Source organism: Streptomyces albus subsp. albus, assembly GCF_000719865.1.
GTDB lineage: Bacteria > Actinomycetota > Actinomycetes > Streptomycetales > Streptomycetaceae > Streptomyces > Streptomyces albus_E.
Genome location: NZ_JOID01000015.1, coordinates 14591 through 32064, shown reverse-complemented (window position 1 = coordinate 32064; position 17474 = coordinate 14591). Strand labels below are relative to the sequence as shown.

9 protein-coding genes are annotated in these 17474 nt (G+C 68.6%); 3 read left to right on the top strand and 6 right to left on the bottom strand.

Annotated features, from left to right (window positions below; all coding sequences use genetic code 11):
• Positions 1 to 41: 41 nt before the first annotated feature.
• Positions 42 to 2156: a thioredoxin domain-containing protein gene (locus IF83_RS0116020; protein WP_030544869.1), complete on the bottom strand. Its 2115-nt coding sequence runs from the start codon at positions 2154 to 2156 to the stop codon at positions 42 to 44.
• Between the two features lie 231 nt (positions 2157 to 2387).
• Between IF83_RS0116020 and IF83_RS0116015 the strand changes: the two genes are divergently transcribed.
• Positions 2388 to 2954, top strand: coding sequence for a Uma2 family endonuclease (locus tag IF83_RS0116015; protein WP_030544868.1), 567 nt, complete (start codon positions 2388 to 2390; stop codon positions 2952 to 2954).
• A gap of 343 nt (positions 2955 to 3297) precedes the next feature.
• Here IF83_RS0116015 and IF83_RS0116010 read toward each other — a convergent pair whose 3' ends face one another.
• Positions 3298 to 4086, bottom strand: coding sequence for a hypothetical protein (locus tag IF83_RS0116010; RefSeq protein WP_051722819.1), 789 nt, complete (start codon positions 4084 to 4086; stop codon positions 3298 to 3300).
• An 81-nt stretch (positions 4087 to 4167) separates the two neighbouring features.
• Entirely contained in the window at positions 4168 to 7683 is a 3516-nt protein-coding gene (locus IF83_RS0116005) for an FG-GAP-like repeat-containing protein (protein ID WP_158711050.1), read from the bottom strand.
• A 706-nt stretch (positions 7684 to 8389) separates the two neighbouring features.
• Between IF83_RS0116005 and IF83_RS35315 the strand changes: the two genes are divergently transcribed.
• Positions 8390 to 16039, top strand: coding sequence for a ricin-type beta-trefoil lectin domain protein (locus tag IF83_RS35315; RefSeq protein WP_051722817.1), 7650 nt, complete (start codon positions 8390 to 8392; stop codon positions 16037 to 16039).
• Positions 16032 to 16547, top strand: coding sequence for an SMI1/KNR4 family protein (locus IF83_RS0115995; RefSeq protein WP_244177093.1), 516 nt, complete (start codon positions 16032 to 16034; stop codon positions 16545 to 16547). Before IF83_RS35315 ends, IF83_RS0115995 begins: the two co-directional genes overlap by 8 nt.
• A gap of 24 nt (positions 16548 to 16571) precedes the next feature.
• Here IF83_RS0115995 and IF83_RS0115990 read toward each other — a convergent pair whose 3' ends face one another.
• The 3 genes from IF83_RS0115990 to IF83_RS0115985 are packed head-to-tail and all read right to left on the bottom strand — an operon-like array spanning position 16572 to position 17268.
• Positions 16572 to 16733: a hypothetical protein gene (locus IF83_RS0115990; protein ID WP_158711049.1), complete on the bottom strand. Its 162-nt coding sequence runs from the start codon at positions 16731 to 16733 to the stop codon at positions 16572 to 16574.
• Positions 16721 to 16864, bottom strand: coding sequence for a hypothetical protein (locus IF83_RS35660; RefSeq protein ID WP_394297328.1), 144 nt, complete (start codon positions 16862 to 16864; stop codon positions 16721 to 16723). The genes IF83_RS0115990 and IF83_RS35660 overlap by 13 nt, the downstream gene beginning before the upstream one ends.
• On the bottom strand, positions 16801 to 17268 hold the full coding sequence (locus tag IF83_RS0115985) for a hypothetical protein (RefSeq protein ID WP_030544862.1): 468 nt from the start codon (positions 17266 to 17268) through the stop codon (positions 16801 to 16803). The genes IF83_RS35660 and IF83_RS0115985 overlap by 64 nt, the downstream gene beginning before the upstream one ends.
• Between the last annotated feature and the right edge of the window lie 206 nt (positions 17269 to 17474).

Genomic DNA, 17474 nt, shown 5'->3' with positions numbered 1-17474 from the left:
CGCGCCCGGGCCAACGGCCGGCCGCGCACACCCCGGGTCGCCTACCTGGAGGGGGCGCCGCCGAGCCGGCCGGTGAGGGCCTCCGGGTCCGTCACCGGCGCGTCGCAGGTGAAGTGGCGGCACACATACGCGGCCGGACGGCCGTCCACCAGCGGGCGGTCCCGCAGCAGCGGCGGGTGCTCCGCACCGGGCTCCCCGCGTGCCACGACCGCGCCGGGCGCGGTGCCCAGCAGCGCCGTACGGTGCAGAGCGGCCGTCGCCGGATCGTCCCGCGGACCGATGACGGCCACCTCGCGCGGCCCGTCCAGCGCCGCCTCCGCCACGGCCAGCCCCCAGCCGGTGTGCCGGGGAACGCGCGGCGCCAGCGCCCGCACCACGCCGAGGGCGCGCTCCGCCGCACTCCGGTGCTCCGGGCTGCCGGTGTACGCGGCGTAGGACAGCAGCGCCCCGGCCGCGGCGGACCAGCCGGAGGGGGTGGCCTCGTCGGTCGGGTCCTGCGGGCGGCGGATCAGCCGCTCGCCGTCGTCGGCGGTGTCGTAGAGCGCGCCGTCCTCGTCCCGGAAGTGCCGCAGCACGGTGTCCAGGAGCAGCCCGGCGAACGTCACCCAGACGCCCTCGCCGGTGACGGAGGCGAGCGCGAGGAAGCCCTCGGCGACATCCGCGTAGTCCTCCAGGACGCCCGCGTTGGCCCCGGCGGTGCCGTCCCGGGAGGTCCGGGTGAGCCGGCCGGTGCCGTCCATGTGGACCCGTACCAGCAGATCGGCCGCGGCGGTCGCGGCCTCGACGAGGTCGGGGCGGTCGAAGTAGGCGCCGGTCTCGGCGAGGGCCGCGATGGCGAGCCCGTTCCAGGCGGCGACCACCTTGTCGTCCCGCCCCGGACGGGGCCTGCGGGCGCGCGCCTCGGTCAGGCGCCCGCGGATGGAGGCGATGCGGTCGGCGTCGGTGAGCCCCTCCCCCGGGAGCTGGAGGACGGAGGCGCCCTCCTCGAAGGTGCCCTCCTCGGTGACCCCGAAGTAGCCGGCGGCGAGCCGGGCGTCCTCCTCGCCGAGGACCTCCCGGAGCTGGGCGGGTGTCCAGACGTAGTACGCGCCTTCGGCGTGCCGTGCGTGACCGGCGCCGGAGCCGCCGTCACCGGCCGCGCCCTCCGCGCCCTCCGCACCGGCCGCGGCCTCCGCGCCGTCCGGTACTTCGCTGTCGGCGTCCAGCGCGGAGGCGAACCCGCCCTCGGGCGTGCGCAGTTCACGCAGCAGGAAGTCGGCGGTCTCCAGCGCCACGCGCCGGGCCAGGGCGGAGCCCGTGGCCCGCCACAGATGCGCGTAGACCCGGAGCAGCAAGGCGTTGTCGTAGAGCATCTTCTCGAAGTGCGGCACCACCCAGCGCCGGTCGACGGAGTAGCGGGCGAAGCCCCCGCCGAGCTGGTCGTACAGCCCGCCCCGCGCCATGGCCTCGCAGGTGTCGGACGCCATCTGCAGGGCGCCCTCGGAGCCGGTCCGGGCGTGGTGCCGCAGCAGGAATTCCAGCACCATCGACGGCGGGAACTTGGGCGCGCCGCCGAACCCGCCGCGGGCCGCGTCGTAGTCGCGGGTCAGGGCCAGCAGCGCGGCGTGCAGCTCCTCCTCGCCGGGCGGCCGGGCCTCCGCTCCCCCGCCGAGCGCGAGGGAGCGCGAGGAGAGTTCGCCGACGATGCGCCCGGCGACCTCGCCGACCTCCTCGCGGCGGTCGCTCCACGCGGCGTGCACCCCCTCCAGCACCTGGCGGAAGGAGGGCATGCCGTAGCGGGCCTCGGGCGGGAAGTAGGTGCCGAAGTAGAACGGCTCGGCATCCGGCGTGAGGAAGACGGTCATCGGCCAGCCGCCCTGGCCCGTCGCCGCCTGGACGGCCTCCATGTACACCGCGTCCACATCCGGCCGCTCCTCGCGATCCACTTTGACGGACACGAAGTGGGCGTTGAGAAAGGCGGCGGCCTCCAGGTCCTCGAAGGACTCGCGCGCCATCACATGGCACCAGTGGCACGCCGAGTAGCCGACCGACAACAGAACGGGTACATCGCGCCGCCGCGCTTCCTCGAAAGCCTCCGGCTCCCAGGGCCACCAGTCGACCGGATTCTCGGCATGCTGCAGCAAATAAGGCGAGGTCACGCCAGCCAACCGGTTCATGAAACCCAGCCTCTCACGCCGACGCGACCCTGCCGGCTCGGCCCGCAAGCCCCCGCCCTACTTGGCCGTTTTACACTCATGCGCCATCACGCGGTTAATGCGCATCACCCCTTTTGCACCCAGGTCGCCCTGTGGACGCTGGAGGTTCCGCCCCGACCCAAAGCCGGTGCCCGACTGGAAGCGGGCAGTACGCTGAGTCGAGCAGCACCGCATCCTCGAAGGAGGTACTTCATGACCGCCGAGATGGTGGCGCCCGCGTGGATGCACACGCAGATCAGCGCGGAACAGTACGACTCCTGGTCCGAGGAGCAGTGCGCCGGCATCGAGATCGTGGACGGGATGGTCGTCGTGAGCCCGAGCGCCTCCAAGCGGCACAACCGGCTGGCCCGAATCCTGGCCAATGCCCTGGACGCCGCCGCGGGCCCGGACTGGAACGCCGACACGGACTTCGACGTCCGACTGCAGGACGTTCCGCTCACCAACCGCCGTCCGGACGTCACCGTGTACCGGGCGGAGACCATCGACGTCACACCCACCCGCCCCGAGCACGTACTCCTGGTCGTCGAGGTCGTGTCGCCCGGTTCGGAGACCACCGACCGGATCGTGAAGGTGGACCAGTACGCCAAGGCCGGCATCCCCTTTTACTGGCGAGTCGAGCAGACCGCCACCGGTGTTCCGATCGTCTACACCTACGTCCTCGACCCGGCCAGCAGGGGCTACCGGGACGGCGAGATGTTCACCGGCACCGTGAAGGCCACCGCGCCATTCCCTGTCACGGTCGACCTCGGGACCCTGTGAGCAACGAGGAATCGCCCGCGCCCTCGGCGCCTCCGACGTCCTGTGGGCTAGGACAAGTCCGCGACCGGGCCTCTGGGCAGCGGCCCCCAGCTCGGCCCGGACCCGTCGTAGGCGGTCCGGAGGGAAGATGCAGTGACGGGTACTCCACGACATGGCGCGGGACATCGAGCGTGACAACATGGGTGACCAGCGTGAAGCCTCTGGTGCAGCGGATGTTCTTGTGGTGAGACCTGGCCCACCAGGGGCTTTACATCTGTCCGCAGCCGGGCTCAGCCCGTCCCGCCTGCCCACGACTGGAACAGTTCACGCCGCTTTGCGTAGATCATTTCGCTGAGAAAATCACTCAGCCGATCTTTCCGAGCTGTGCCATGACGAACTCCTCCGGGAGGGCGAAGTCGTGACCTTGCTTGCTCTCGGGGAAGACCGCCGGGAAGTAGGCCAGGGTGGCGCCCTTTCGGGCAACGATGATCTTCATGGGTGTCCTGGAGCCGTCAGCGGCCGTAACGGTCACTTCCAGCCCCATGGCCTCGTCCGCCCCCGCAGGGGCGAGGGTCTTGGTCACCTTGCGGACTTCCAGGTCGCGGCCGTCGGCTGTGTAGGTGAATCCCTTGCGGCAGGCCCCGGCCGCGGTGTTGAGCTCATTCATGGCCTTGAGAGCGTCGTCCTGGGAGTAGGAGGCCAGGGTGAGATGGAGGGATGCGGGGACGATCGTCTCGCGCTTCGCGGACTTGTCCGCCTTCCCGACTTTCCTCGTCCATTCGCGCCGCGCCACCGCGGTGGGATCGCCGAGCACGGCCCCGGACTGCACGTAGGCCAGCGGGAGGCAGGCAGCGCGGTCGGCGTCAACATCGTCCTGGTCGAGAAAACGCCGGCGCGAGACCTTCGCGGTTATGCGGCCCTCGTCGAGTTCGCTCTGGGTGAGGGCCGCCTTTTCGAGCTGGTCCGTTTTCATCGCCCGGGGTCCGGCCTCCGTGCCGAACGGCGCGGCGGAGGGCCCGTCGGCGATGTTCCGGCCGGTTGAGTCGGCCTCGCTCGGCTCGTTGCCGCTGCAGGCGGTGAGGAGTGTCGCGCCGAGCAGGATGCATACGGCCGGCAGACGGCGGTTGTACTGGAAGCGGGAGGGCTGGGGCACGCGATGTGGTTCCTCGGGATGCGGCGGCGCCGGGGCGCCGGCCGCGCCCCGGCATCCGGGCTGGTGTTGGCCGGTATCAGGTCAGCCGAAGCTGAGTTTTGTGGTGCCCCAGTTGCTGCCGGAGCTGATGACGGTGGTTCCGGTGCCGATCGAGGTCTTGCCACCGGGGTAGAACTTGATGCTCCCGTCGGCGGCCATGGACCAGACATCGGGGATGGAGTCGCCGTTGACGTCGGGCGTTCCGCGGAGGAAGGCGGAGGGTGCGTCGGTGGTGGTCCAGCCGCTGGCGTAGGTGCTGTCCGAGCCGCCGAGAGAGCCGGCGGAGGTGGACAGCGAGGCCAGGGTCGCGCCGCCGGAGTTGGCCTCCACACCGAGGCGGAGGCGCAGGTTGTCGGACTCGGAGCGGAACAGCAGGTCGGGGACGTCGTCCTGGTTGATGTCGCCGACAGTGACCAGGTCGCGGTCCAGCCAGGCGGAAGTGGCGATTGGGGTTGCCTGGGTGAATTCGGCCCCGGTGTAGCCGGTCAGCGCCCACATGCCGCCCGTGCTCGTCGTGACGAAGAGGTCGGGACGTTCGTCCAGGTTGTAGTCGCCAACGATCATCTGGTCGAAGGTGGCGGGGTCGGGAGCGTCGTCCGGCAGGCGCGCGTCCAGGCGGCGGGAGATGTCGGTGCCGCCGTAGCCGTCGCCCCGGTAGACGTAGAGCTCGCCGTCGGGCATGCGGGCGAAGAAGTCGCCGACACCGTCCCCGGGCAGGACATCACCCCCGTGGGCGATAAGGGCCGGGCTGCCGTCGGCGCCCTTCCAGTAGCCCGGGGCCACGGCCTGGCCGTCGGCGTCCGGATCGAGGATGAGCAGGGTGCCGTCCTCGTGCGCGGCCTCCAGGCCACGGTGCAGATCGCCCGCGCTGCTGGAGGGGTACATGCGCAAGTTGCCGTCGGAGTCGACGACGTACAGGTCGGGCAGCGCGTCACCGGTGACGTCGCCGGGCTTGTCGGCGGTGTCACGAGGGCTGACGTAGAAGACGTAGGCGGTGGGCTGGGAGGCGTTGCCGGCGCTGTCCTTGGCGCACACGTACAGGACGTTGGGGCCGGCCAGCTGGGGCTTGATGGTGATGGTGGCCGAGGCTCCGGCCGCGACGGTGGTCGTGGTCGAGCAGGAGGGGGTGTTCAGGGAGTGGCCGAAAGCGGTGACATCGGCATCGCTTTCCGGAGCGAAAGTGACGGTGCCGGACTGGCCAAGCTCCTTGACCGACCAGGTATCTCCGTTCTCGGTCTCCTCGGGGTAGTCGGCGGAGGTGACGGATGGCGAGTTGGGGAAGCTGCTGTCGTAGATGAATCGGCAGGTCGGGGCGTAGTCGGCCTTGTTCAGCGGTGCCCAGCCGGAGGTGGCGCCGATCTCGTCCTCTGCCTGGACCTGCCAGGAGTACGTCCAGCCGTTGGTGAGCGACGTGGAGGGGATCGTCACCGAGGCGTTGCCTGAGGAGTTGGTCGTGCTCGTCTTGCTGATGAGCGTGGTGTCCATGTGACTGGTCCGCCACAGCTCGAAGTTGAGACGTTCCAGGTCCCCGTCCTTGTCCGAGCTGTGTGCGGACAGCACCAGGTCGCGTTTGCCGACGCGCGGGTAGGGGGTGGTGCGCGAGCAGGTGGGACCGGGGGACTGGTCGAGGCTGGAGGGGACGGTGGGCTTGCGGTAGTAGCTGACCGACAGCCGTGGCGCGGAGCTGCCTTCGGCCCGGAACTTCTTCCAGGCGTAGGCGGAGGTCTCGTTGTAGGCCTGGAAGCCGATGGTGGTCGAGCCCCAGCCGCCATCGGCGGCATCCTGCGCGAGCGCTTTGGCGTCGAAGCTGACGTAGGCGTCGGGGCAGGAGGAGTTGTAACCGTGGGCGACGTCCCGGGAGTCCAGCTTGGACTTCCAGGACGGCTGGTTGCTCCAGGTCGTCTTGGAGGAGATGGAACCGGTGTGCCACAGCTCCACGACCCGGCCGCTGCACGACCAGGAGTAGGTCTCCCTCACCCGCACATGGGCCGAGGTGACCTTGGCGCCCTTGATGTTCTGCAGGTCGAGCCGGAAGAACGAGCGGGACGTGCCCCAAGTCGTGGACTCGTATCCGACCCGGGCCTCGGTGGTGCCGCTGTTGTAGTTGGCGCCGTCGTAGAAGCTGGAGGAGGGGTACTTCTTGTACGCGGTGGTCCAGTTGGTGGTGTGGCCGTAGAACGAGGGGTCGATGAAGAGTGGGTACGCGGTGCCCGAGGCCGCCATGAGCTTCTGCTCCGGGGTGACGGTGAGCGTGGCCGCGGTGGTGCCGGGGGCGCTGAGGGCGGCGCCGGCGGTGGCGGCGCGGGTTCCCGGATGGGGGCCGGTCAGTCCCTTGAGCGCCAGGACCTGGCTGTCGTCGAGCCGGGTGGCAGCGCCCTTGAGCGCGGCTCGCTGAACGGGGGCGGCCGTCCGCGGCCCGGAGAAGGCAGCGGGTTCGGCCGTGGTTTCGCCGGCAGGCGGCGCCTCGGAGGAGGAAGACGTCGAGGGGGCAGGACTGCCTCCGGGGGCATCCGGTGCATCGGTGTCCGTCTCGGAGGGGGTTTCGTCCGACTCGCTCTCACCGTCGTGCGGAGCCCCGCTCTCCTCCGGAGCCTCGGGAGCGGGTTCGGCGGAAGGCTCCGCGGGATCAGGGTCTTCGCCCTGTGTGACGGCCGGTTCGCCGGTCGAGTCCCACATGAAAGGGGTCGGGCTGATGGCGATCTCAGCGCCCTTCTCGTCCTGGGCGGTGACGGCCTTCGTGGTCTCGTCGAGGTGGAAGGTCAGATCGGGGGACGTCAGACCGTAGGACAGCTTGCGCAGGTCTTCGGATGCCGCCGCCTCCGGGGTGTGCACGATCAGGACGTGGTTGAAGCCGCTGTCCCGGGCGGTGAGGAGAAGATCGACCTCGGGGAAGACATCGCGGTACAGGGCGCGCGAGCCGTCGATCACCGGGGTGGGCAGGGTGCCCGGCCAGGAGACCGTGACCTGGTGTCCGGCCGAGGTGAGCGTGACGAGGTCGGTGTAGTTCTCTCCCGGCTCCGCGACGGTCGTTCCCCGCGCCGGACCACCCGCCGGGGCGACGTACACGGCCGGTGCCACCTCTCCGGTGGACGTGTCGGTGAGGGCGGCCCGGCCGGCCCGGCCCTTGTGTGAGGCCGCAGGCCGGGTGGGCTCGCCGCCGCCGGCGGAGAACATCACGGGGTCGGCGGCCGCGTGAGGGGCCCAGCCGTGCGCGGTACGCCGCAGATCGGTGTCAATCTTCTTCCACTCGCCGTCGACCTTCGCCCGGATCGGGGCGGCGCCGGTTTCCAGCGTGAAGCTCCCGTCGGGCATGGCGTAGGTGGTCGACGTTTCGGTGCGCAGGGCCGTCACTTCGACGCGTTCGCCGGCTGCACGCGCCTTGGCCTGGGCGGTGCTCTCGTCGACCGGCTTCGGCTCGCGTTGCGTGGCACCGGGCCCGCCCTGGGGGGTGCCGGCGTGCCAGGTCACCCCCAGCCCGACGACCAGGGCGGCACAGAGTCCCGCGACCCCCGCTGCTCGGCGAGCGCGTCGACGCTGCAGGACTCGGCCTTCCGGCACGGTCACGTTGTTACCCCCCACGTAGCGGACCGCGCGTCTCACAAGGCGACGCGCCCTGGCCTCACCGTTGCGGTGAACCGGATGACGGTGCTTGAAGGACGGTCATGGCGAATGCGCCCCGACGCGACGGCGCCAGGCCGCACGATCATGATCGATGACGATCATTCACGCCACCTTCACACCTGACTCATAGTTAGTTACAGGATCGTGATGTCGCCGCCGGGTGGCAAGTGGGCCAGCCGTTTGACCGGCCATCAAATCACCTCGAAATGAGCACGGAAGCCTCACCTCATCAGGGCAAGCAGGGTGATAAGTGAGGCTCCCCGCGACATACCATGACGTGTTCCCAATTTGAGGACTGCACCTGCACATCACCCTTGAGCTGTTTTTGAGAATTGACGCCATCCAGGGCATATGGCCGACCAGGCACCCCCTTGGAGTGTGATGTAAATCACTCTGCGATGCGGATGTCCCATTGACGCCGTGGATCTCCCGCCGCAGGATTCCGCCGATCACTCCTGGTCATCTTTGAGCAGGTGGCCGCCATGCGTTGTCCCATGCGTCGGGGTGGCTTCCGTGTACGGGTGGGGGCTTCGTCGACGTGTCGGGTGCGATGTCTTGGGCTGGGCGAGGGCGGCTGTCCCGCACTTCGGCTCAGCGGCGCAGGCGGGCGGGGGCGCGCCTGGCGTTGATCGGCGCGTTGTTCATGGCGCTGGTCGCGGGCGCGTTCGCGGGATCCGCGGTGGCCGTACCACCGCCGGCCAACCGCAGTGGTGTCGACCTGGTGGACCTGCCCGATCAGGACCCGGCGGCCGAGAGCGCCGACAACACGCTCGATGAGTTGGAGACTTCGGATGTAGCTCCGCCCAAGGAATACGACCCGGCGTCCACCACCGCTCCGGCCGGCGGCAGCGCGACCGCCACGGTGGCGGACCTCGCACCGGGCGACACGGTCGCCCTGGGCGACCTGCCGATCGAGGTCGGTGCGCCGGAGGGCGCCACCACCGAGGAGGCGGCCGCGCTGAGCGGCTCCTGGCAGGCCTCCCTGTCAACGCAGGAGGAGATGGACGCGGCGACCCTGGAAGGGCTCGCCTTCACCGTGACGCCGCCGGCCGAGGCGACGGGCGAGGCCACGGTGTCGCTGGACTACACCGCGTTCGCCGAGCTGTACGGGGCGAACTGGGCCGACCGCCTGAACCTCGTGCAGTATCCGTCCTGCTTTCTGACCACGCCCGAGGTGGAGACCTGCACCGAGCCGGTCGAGATCTCCACCAGCCAGTCTGTCACGCCGCAGGCGGGTGACACCGCCGACGACGGAAAACTCGACGGTGAACGCAAGCTGACCGCGACGGTCGACGTCGCGGCGCTGGCCGGCGAGACCGTCTCCGGTGCGTTCTCCGCCACCGCCGCGCGTGCGGATGGCGAGGGCTCCGATACGGCGGCCCAGGCGCTGTACCGCGGGCCACCGGACGGGCCCAAGGCCCTCAAGACGCTTGTGGCAGCTGCGAGCGAGGGTTCCTCCTCGGTGCTGGTGGCCAACTCCTATGGCAGTGGCTCGCAGGGCGATTTCTCCGCCACCCCGCTGGCCAGTGCGGGCTCTTGGTCGTCGGGCGGCTCCTCGGGCGCCTTCACCTATTCCTACGCGCTGAACACGCCGAGCGTGCCGGGCGGACCTTCCCCGAGTGTGTCCTTCGGCTACAACTCCCAGGCCGTGGACGGGCGTACGTCGTCGACGAACAACCAGCCCTCCTGGATAGGCGACGGCTGGGACTACAACCCCGGATCCATCACCCGCACCTACAAGTCGTGCCGCGACGACCGCACGAACGGCAACAACGCCGAGCGCAAGACCGGCGACCTGTGCTGGGGCACGGACAACGCCGTCATGACGCTCGGCGGCACCACGACCGCACTGGTCAAGGACGACACCACCGGGGAGTGGGCGACCGCCAACGGGGACGGCTCCAAGGTCGAACTGCTCAAGGCGTCCGACCTGTCCAACGGGGATGCCGACGGCGAGTACTGGCGGATCACCACCCGGGACGGTACCCGCTACTACTTCGGCCGCAACAAGACCACCGATTGGCAGACCGGCGACCCGCTCACCAACTCGGTGCTGTCCGTGCCCGTCTCGGGAAACCAGTCCGGCGAGCCCTGCTACAACGCGTCCTTCGCCGAGTCCTTCTGTGATCAGGGCTGGCGCTGGAACCTGGACTTCGTGGTCGACCCGCAGGGCAACATGATGTCCCTGTGGTGGGGCAAGGAAACCAACCACTACGCGAAGAACAACAAGTTCAAGGCGGCCGTCTCCTACGACCGCGGCGGCTACCTGAAGCGGATCGACTACGGCCAGCGGACGGCGACGCTCTACACGGCCCCTCCGATATCCCGCGTCACCTTCGACGTCGACGAGCGCTGTTTCAAGGAAGGCGAGGTGACCTGCTCGGATACGAACTTCACGTCCGGCAACTTCGCCCAGAACCGCATCTGGTATGACACCCCTGCCGACCTGTACTGCAAGGGCGGGACCGCGGACTGCTGGGTTCCGGTCCCCACCTTCTGGTCACGCAAGCGCCTGGCCCAGGTCACCACATACACCCAGCGCACCGAGGGTTCCACCGCCCTGTCCAAGGTCGACCGCTGGACACTGGGGCAGTCCATGCCGGCCCACCGCACGGACGAGGGCACCGCCCTGTGGCTGGAGTCGATCACCCGCACCGGATACACCGCGGACGGGGAACCGGCCGACAAGTCCCTGAACCCGGTCGAGTTCATACCCAACACCGCCTCGATGCCCAACCGCGTCAAGCGCGGCGCCAACGATCCGAACCCGGCCTTCGACCGGCTGCGCATCCAGCGGGTGGTCAACGAGTACGGCGGCGAGACCCTCGTCAACTACGCGACTCCTACCGGGGCGTGCTCCACCGGCACCGGGTTCCCCGAGCCGGAGGACAACACCGGGCTGTGTTTCCCGGCTTACTGGCATCCCGACCCCGACAAAGCCGATGAGACCATCGACTGGTTCCACAAGTACGTGGTCTCCTCCGTGCAGGAACTGCCGAATCTCACCGGCTCCCCTACCGAGACGACCAAGTACGTCTACTCGGGCGGCGGCGCCTGGGCGCTGAACCAGGCGGAGTTCTCCAAGAAGAAGACCCGCACCTACGACCAGTGGCGCGGCTACTCGCTGGTGCGCACCATCACCGGAGCGGACTCCGCCGGCACCTACACCTCCACCACCCGCGGTATGTCCGACGTGCGCTATTTCCGGGGCATGGACGGCGATCCCCTACCCGGCGGTTCCAAGCGACTCGTCACGCTCAACGACTACTCCGGCGTCGAGATCGCCGAGGACCTGCCCGCCTACCAGGGGCGCGTCGCCGAGACGATGACGTTCACCGAGAACGGTGGTGAGCTGCTGACCAGGGCGGTGGACTATCCGACCACGCCCACGGTGCTCGCCACCCGCGTCCGCGAGGGTGGCATCCCGGCCCTCAAGGCGTACCGGGTGAATACCGACAAGTCAGTGACCACGACCCGTTCCTCCACATCGGGTGATGGCACCGCGACTTGGCGTTCGACCACGACCGACACCACGTACGAGAGCACCTACGGGCTGCCGGTGCAGGTCGAGCAGACCGCCGAAGTCAAGGCCGGCGGCACCTCCTGCACGGTCACGTCCTATGTCCACAACACGGCCAAGCACCTGATCGGTCTGCCGTCGCAGGCCCTGACCACCGCGGGCACCTGCGCGGCCGCTCCGACCGCCACGGGCGAGGACTGGATATCGGGCGCGCGTACCGCCTACGACGGTGAAGCCTTCGGCGCCGCACCCGCCTTTGGTCTGGCCACTCGCACGTGGGACATCAGCGGCAGCGGTGGGGCATGGGTCAAGAGCGGAAGCCTGACCTATGACTCCTACGGACGGGCCACCTCCAGCGCGGACGGTCTGGACAACACCGAGACGACCACCTACACGCCGCCCACCGGCCAGGTGTTCAAGGTCACCACCACCAACGCGCTCGACCAGTCGACGTCCTCGGTCATCGACCCGGCACGCGGCACCACGCTCAGCGACACCGACGCCAACGGGCGCACCACCACCTACGCCTACGACGCCTACGGCCGCACCACACACGCCTGGGCATCCGGCCAGGACGCCTCGGACCCCGAAGACGCGTCCGCGAAGTTCGCTTACACGATCGTGCAGGGCCAACCGGTTCACGTCACCACCAAGACGCTGAAGGAGAACGGCGGTTACGACACGTCCGTCGTCTTCTACGACGGGTTGGGCCGTGAACGCCAGCGCCAGGAGCCGGCCGTCGGTACCGGCCGGCTGATCACCGACACGCTGTACAGCGCGAACGGCACAGTGCGGCAGTCCAACAACGCATACTTCGCGACGGGTTCGCCTTCGTCGGAGATATTCGACGTGGCCTCCGACAGCCAGGTGCAGAACGCGACCCTGTACTCCTACGACGGTCTCGGCCGCCTGCTGACCGAGACCCCGTACCTTGCCGGCGCCGCCAAACCCGCCAAGGCCACCGCCTATGAGTACGGCTACGACCATTCCACCGTGATCGAGCCGCCCGGCGGCGCCTCCCAGCGCTCCTTCACCGACGCGCTCGGACGCACCGTACGGGTGGACTCCTTCACCGACTCGGCGCGCACCGCCTTCCGCACCACCCGCTACGAGTACGACGCGCGCGGGAACCGGATCAAGGCCGTCGACAGCAAGGACAACACCTGGTCCTGGACGTACGACGCGCGCGGCCGGCAGATCTCGGCCACCGACCCGGACACCGGCACCTCGACGACCACCTACGACGTCCTGAACCGTCCGGTGAAGACGGAGGACGCGCGTGGCTCGGCGGTCTGGACGAAGTACGACGCCCTCTCGCGGCCGCTGGAACAGCGCAAGGACAGCTCGACCGGCACGCTGCTGCAGTCCAACACCTACGACACGCTCAGCGGCGGCGTCGGCTTGCCCGCCTCCTCCACCCGCTACACCGACGGGCTGGGCTACACGGTCTCCGTCACCGGCTACACCACCGATTACCAGCCCACCGGCCGGCGGATCGAGCTTCCGTCCACCATCGCCACGAGCTACGGGCTGAAGGACACCTACACCTACTCCTACGACTACTCCAAGCTCGGCCGGCTGAAGTCGACGACCCTTCCGGCCGCGGGCACGCTGGGCGCGGAGAAGGTCGTCACCCGCTACAACTCCGATGGCCTGCCGGTGTCGACCTCCGGCCTGGACTGGTATGTGGCGGACACCGAGTACAGCCCGTGGGGCGAGGTCCTGCGGTCGGTGGCGGGTGAGAATCCGACGCGGGTGTGGACGACGAACCTGTACGACACCACGACCGGCGAACTGACCCGTCAGGTCATCGACCGGGAGTCGACCAGCGACACCACGGCGGTGACCGGAACCCGGGTCAACTCCCGCACCTACGCCTACGACGACGCCGGCAACATCCTTCAGACCACCGACGTCAGCGGCTCCACCACCGACCGGCAGTGCTACGTCTACGACGCGCTCGGCCAGCTGACCGACGCCTGGACCTCTCCGAACGCCGACTGCAAGGGGGTGGGCAAGGCCACGAGGGCGCCCGAGTACTCCGACGGAGCGGTCAACGTGACGGCGGCCAACTCCGGCTACTGGCACACCTACACCTATGACGCCATGGGCAACCGCACGAAGCTCGTGGAACACGACCCCGGGCTGGACGAGAACAAGGACGCCACCACCACCTACAGCTACGGCAAGAGCGACGGCAGCCAGCCGCACACGCTGACGGGCATGGAGTCGACCTTCGTCACGGACGCGGGCGCGCAGGTCACCGAGACCTCCGCGCTCGAGTACGACGCGGCGGGCAACACCGTCTCCCGCTCCACGGGCGGGGACGAACAGGCCCTCTCGTGGACCTGGGACGGCAAGGCCGAGACGGTCACCGGCTTCGGTGCCTCGGGTTCCGGTGCGTTCGTCAACACTCCCTCGGGGCTGTGCGCGGACCTGCAGTCCTCCTCACTGACCGACGGCACACCACTGCAGGTGTGGGCGTGCAACGGCACCAAGGCCCAGAAGCTGAGGATCGATCCCGCTTCCGAGAGCACCCCGGCCACCGGGGCGCTGAAGGTGCTGGGCCGCTGCATCATGCCGCTGGACGGAGCGAGCGCCCCCGGCACGGCCGTGGTGGCCGAGGACTGCACCGGGGCCGCGGACCAGAAGTGGACCGCCACCTCCAGCGGCACACTTAAGCACGTCGCCTCCGGCCTGTGCGCGGCCCTGCCCGGCGGCAGCACCGCCTACGGCACCGACATGGAGCTGGCCGCGTGCGACGGCACGAACGGGCAGGTGTGGGAACCGGCCGACGAGACCCGCTACATCTACGGCCCCACCGGCGAGCGCCTGCTGTCGGTCTCGGGTGGTGAGCGCGTGCTCCACCTGGGCGACACCACCGTGGCCACCACCGCGTCCGGCGGCCCGGCCTACACCGAGCGCTACTACTCCCAGCCCGGCGCGTCCACGGTGATGCGCTATGACGCCAACAACAGCACTGACGTGCTGTCGGTCCAGGTTGCCGACCAGAACGGCACGGCCTACGCCGATATCGACCTCGCCCAGGGCAACCGGGTGAAGTTCTCCCGTACCACTCCCTACGGCACGTCCCGTACCGAGCATGCCGGCTGGCGCTCTCACCGTGACTATGTGGGTGGCACCGACGACGCGGCCACCGGCCTCGTTCACCTGGGGGCCCGCGAGTACGACCCGGCCACCGGGCGGTTCCTGTCGGCCGATCCCATCGTCGATCTGGGTGACCCCGTCCAGCTCAACGGCTACACCTACAGCGAGAACAACCCCGTCACCTACGCCGACCCCTCCGGGCTGTCCTCCGGGATCTCCGCCGACGACTTCTACGACGGCCCTTCCGACAGCGCGGTCGCCGGTGCGAACGCGACCATGAACCGCACGCTCACCGACGTGATCCGCTCGGTGGGCTGGGCGGTCCTGAAGGAGTTCATCGGCTGGAACGACATGGTCAGCTGCTTCTCCCGCGGTGACCTGTGGGCCTGCGGCAGCCTGATCTTGGACGCCATCCCCTGGACCTCCGTCATCTCCAAGGGCAAGAAGATCCTGCGGGCCATCTCCGCGATCTCCTCGGCCATCAGCGCCTGGCAGAAGGCCCAGGAACGCGCCCGCAAGATCATCGCAGCGGCCAAGGCCGCCTGGGCGGCCGCCGAGAAAGCCGCGGCCGCGGCCAAGGCCGCCGCGAAACGAGCGGCACAAGCCGCCAGGAAGAAGGCCGCCGCCGCGAAGGCCGCGGCGACAAGAGCTGCGAAACGCCAGCAGAAGAACACCGGCAACGCAGTCCAGAAAACCGCCCGTTCCAACGTCCAGAAGACCGCCGCCGGCAAGAAGAGCACCACCGCCGCCAAACAGTCCAAAGGCGCAGGAAACGGCACCAGCAGCAAGAAAACCGACCAGGGCGAACCCGCCGCCTGCACCGTCAACAGCTTCGTCCCCGGCACCAAGGTCCTCATGGCCGACGGCACCACCAAACCCATCGAGGACGTCGACAACGGCGACACCGTCCAGGCCACCGACCCCGAAACCGGCGACACCACCACCCAGACCGTCACCGCCGAAATCAAGGGCGAAGGCCTCAAACACCTCGTCAGCATCACCATCGACACCGACGGCAGGAAAGGCACCGGAACGGCAACCGTCACCGCCACCGACGGCCACCCCTTCTGGGTCCCCGAACTCCACGACTGGATCGACGCCACCGACCTCACACCAGGCCAATGGCTCCGCACCAGCGCCGGCACCCACGTCCAAATCACCGCAGTCAAACGCCGCACCACCACCTCCGCCACCGTCCACAACCTCACCATCACCAACACCCACACGTACTATGTGTTGGCGGGGGCCACACCGGTACTCGCTCACAACTGCAACGCAAATGGCGAAGCCGAGGTCAGGATCCCCGAGTGGGCCACAGACGAGGAAGTGCAGCAGTTCGGGGACTACGTGGATGCAGCCAATGAAGCCATTGCACAGGGGCTGATGTCACCCACCGGCCGGGTTTCCACCGCAGGTTCAGTCAGAAGAGAGGCAGCACGTGAGGCAGCCATTGAACGGCGCCGTGCGGCGGCGGACGGTACTCCCTACTCTGGTGTTGCCGGGCACGCGCCAGACGCGATGTGGCTCGGTCATGGAAAGCCGCCAGCCTGGATCGACATGACGAAGCGGGTGAACAGTAGTCTTTCCGGTCAAGGGCAGCGATGTCCCGTCGGATGCAGTCCTAGGGGTTTCATTCTGGTGGACAATAGGGGTAGCGGTGGCTGATTGGGCGGCGCTTTTTGCGGAAATGGACGCGGTTAAGCGCAGGCTGGCGTTCAATGACCGCGACGGGCTCTGGCGTCATGAGATACGTCGCACTCCCGCCGCGGCTGAGAAAATCGCAAAAATCACTACAGTGACGCGGTGTCCTGTGGACCCTGAGTATGCTGAATTCCTGCTGCACGCGGACGGTTGGCCCGCCATATTGCAGGACATCGACCTGTTTGGGACGCCAGATTTCGGTACCGCCGCCTACACCGAAGCCGAGGAACTCGTGCGTGTGATCGAGGACGAGGTCGAGATCGAACGAGGAGATCACCTTTCCCGCTTGATTCCCATCGGTGCTTCGCGGACGGACATCGACATTCTCGTCATGCCGTGTCTGAGAGACCCGAATCGACTCGCGCCGGTCATCTGGATTGCGGGCGGTGAAATCGAAAGATATCGAACCTTCTCGGAGTTCTTCCGAGGGATGATCGTCGAAAATCGTGGGGAGGCCGACTCTCTGGCGTGAACTCGCCAGATCTTCGCCTGCTACTCAGATTGAAGTCGTGGAGTCCAGTGGCAGGGCTTGGGCGAGTTCCGGGGTCGGGGCGGTGGGCTGGGCGGTCCTGAAGGAGTTCATCGGCTGGAACGACATGGTCGGCTGCTTCTCCCGCGGTGACCTGTGGGCCTGCGGCAGCCTGATCATGGATGCCATCCCCTGGACTTCCGCCACAGCAGTTTCGCCCAGACCTCATCCGCGATGACGCGAGGGTCGGTGGAGATCAGGGCGGTGACCGTGCGGGGCACCGCCGGGGCCGGTTCGTGTCGAAGCGCCTGGGGATCCATTCCCATTCCTGCAGGTCACGCAGGAACGAGCGGGTGCCCATCAGGATGTGGGACTTGGTCCGTGGGGCGATCGGACCGCCAAGACGCCCGTGGAGGTGGTCGACGCGCTGGACGTAGTCCCCGACGGCCATCTTGTCGACCGCGGCGCCCCAGTTCGCGCAGGTCGACCACGTCCAGGCCGGATCGACGGCGCCGGGATGCTCGGCTGCCAGCCAGCGGCCGGTCTTGGCCATGTTCGTACGGATGTTGTTGCGGACAGCCACGGTGAGCGTGGAGGTGTCGTACCAGCGCTGCAGATAGCCGACCCACGGCTTGGGCACCCCGGCCAGGCCACCGACCCCGAAACCGGCGACACCACCACCCAGACCGTCACCGACGAGATCAAGGGCGAAGGCCTCAAACACCTCGTCAGCATCACCATCGACACCGACGGCGAGAAGGGCACCGTGAACCGCCCCGGGTTTCGTAGACGGTGGGTCAGCTGGTTTTGAGAATGAGTTCTGGGGCGCTCGTTGGGGTACGGCGAGACTCGAACGCGGCGGGTGGGACGTGACCGGGCTCGCCGTGGGCGTCGCTGGTTGGACCAGTCGATGTACTGGGGGACGACGAT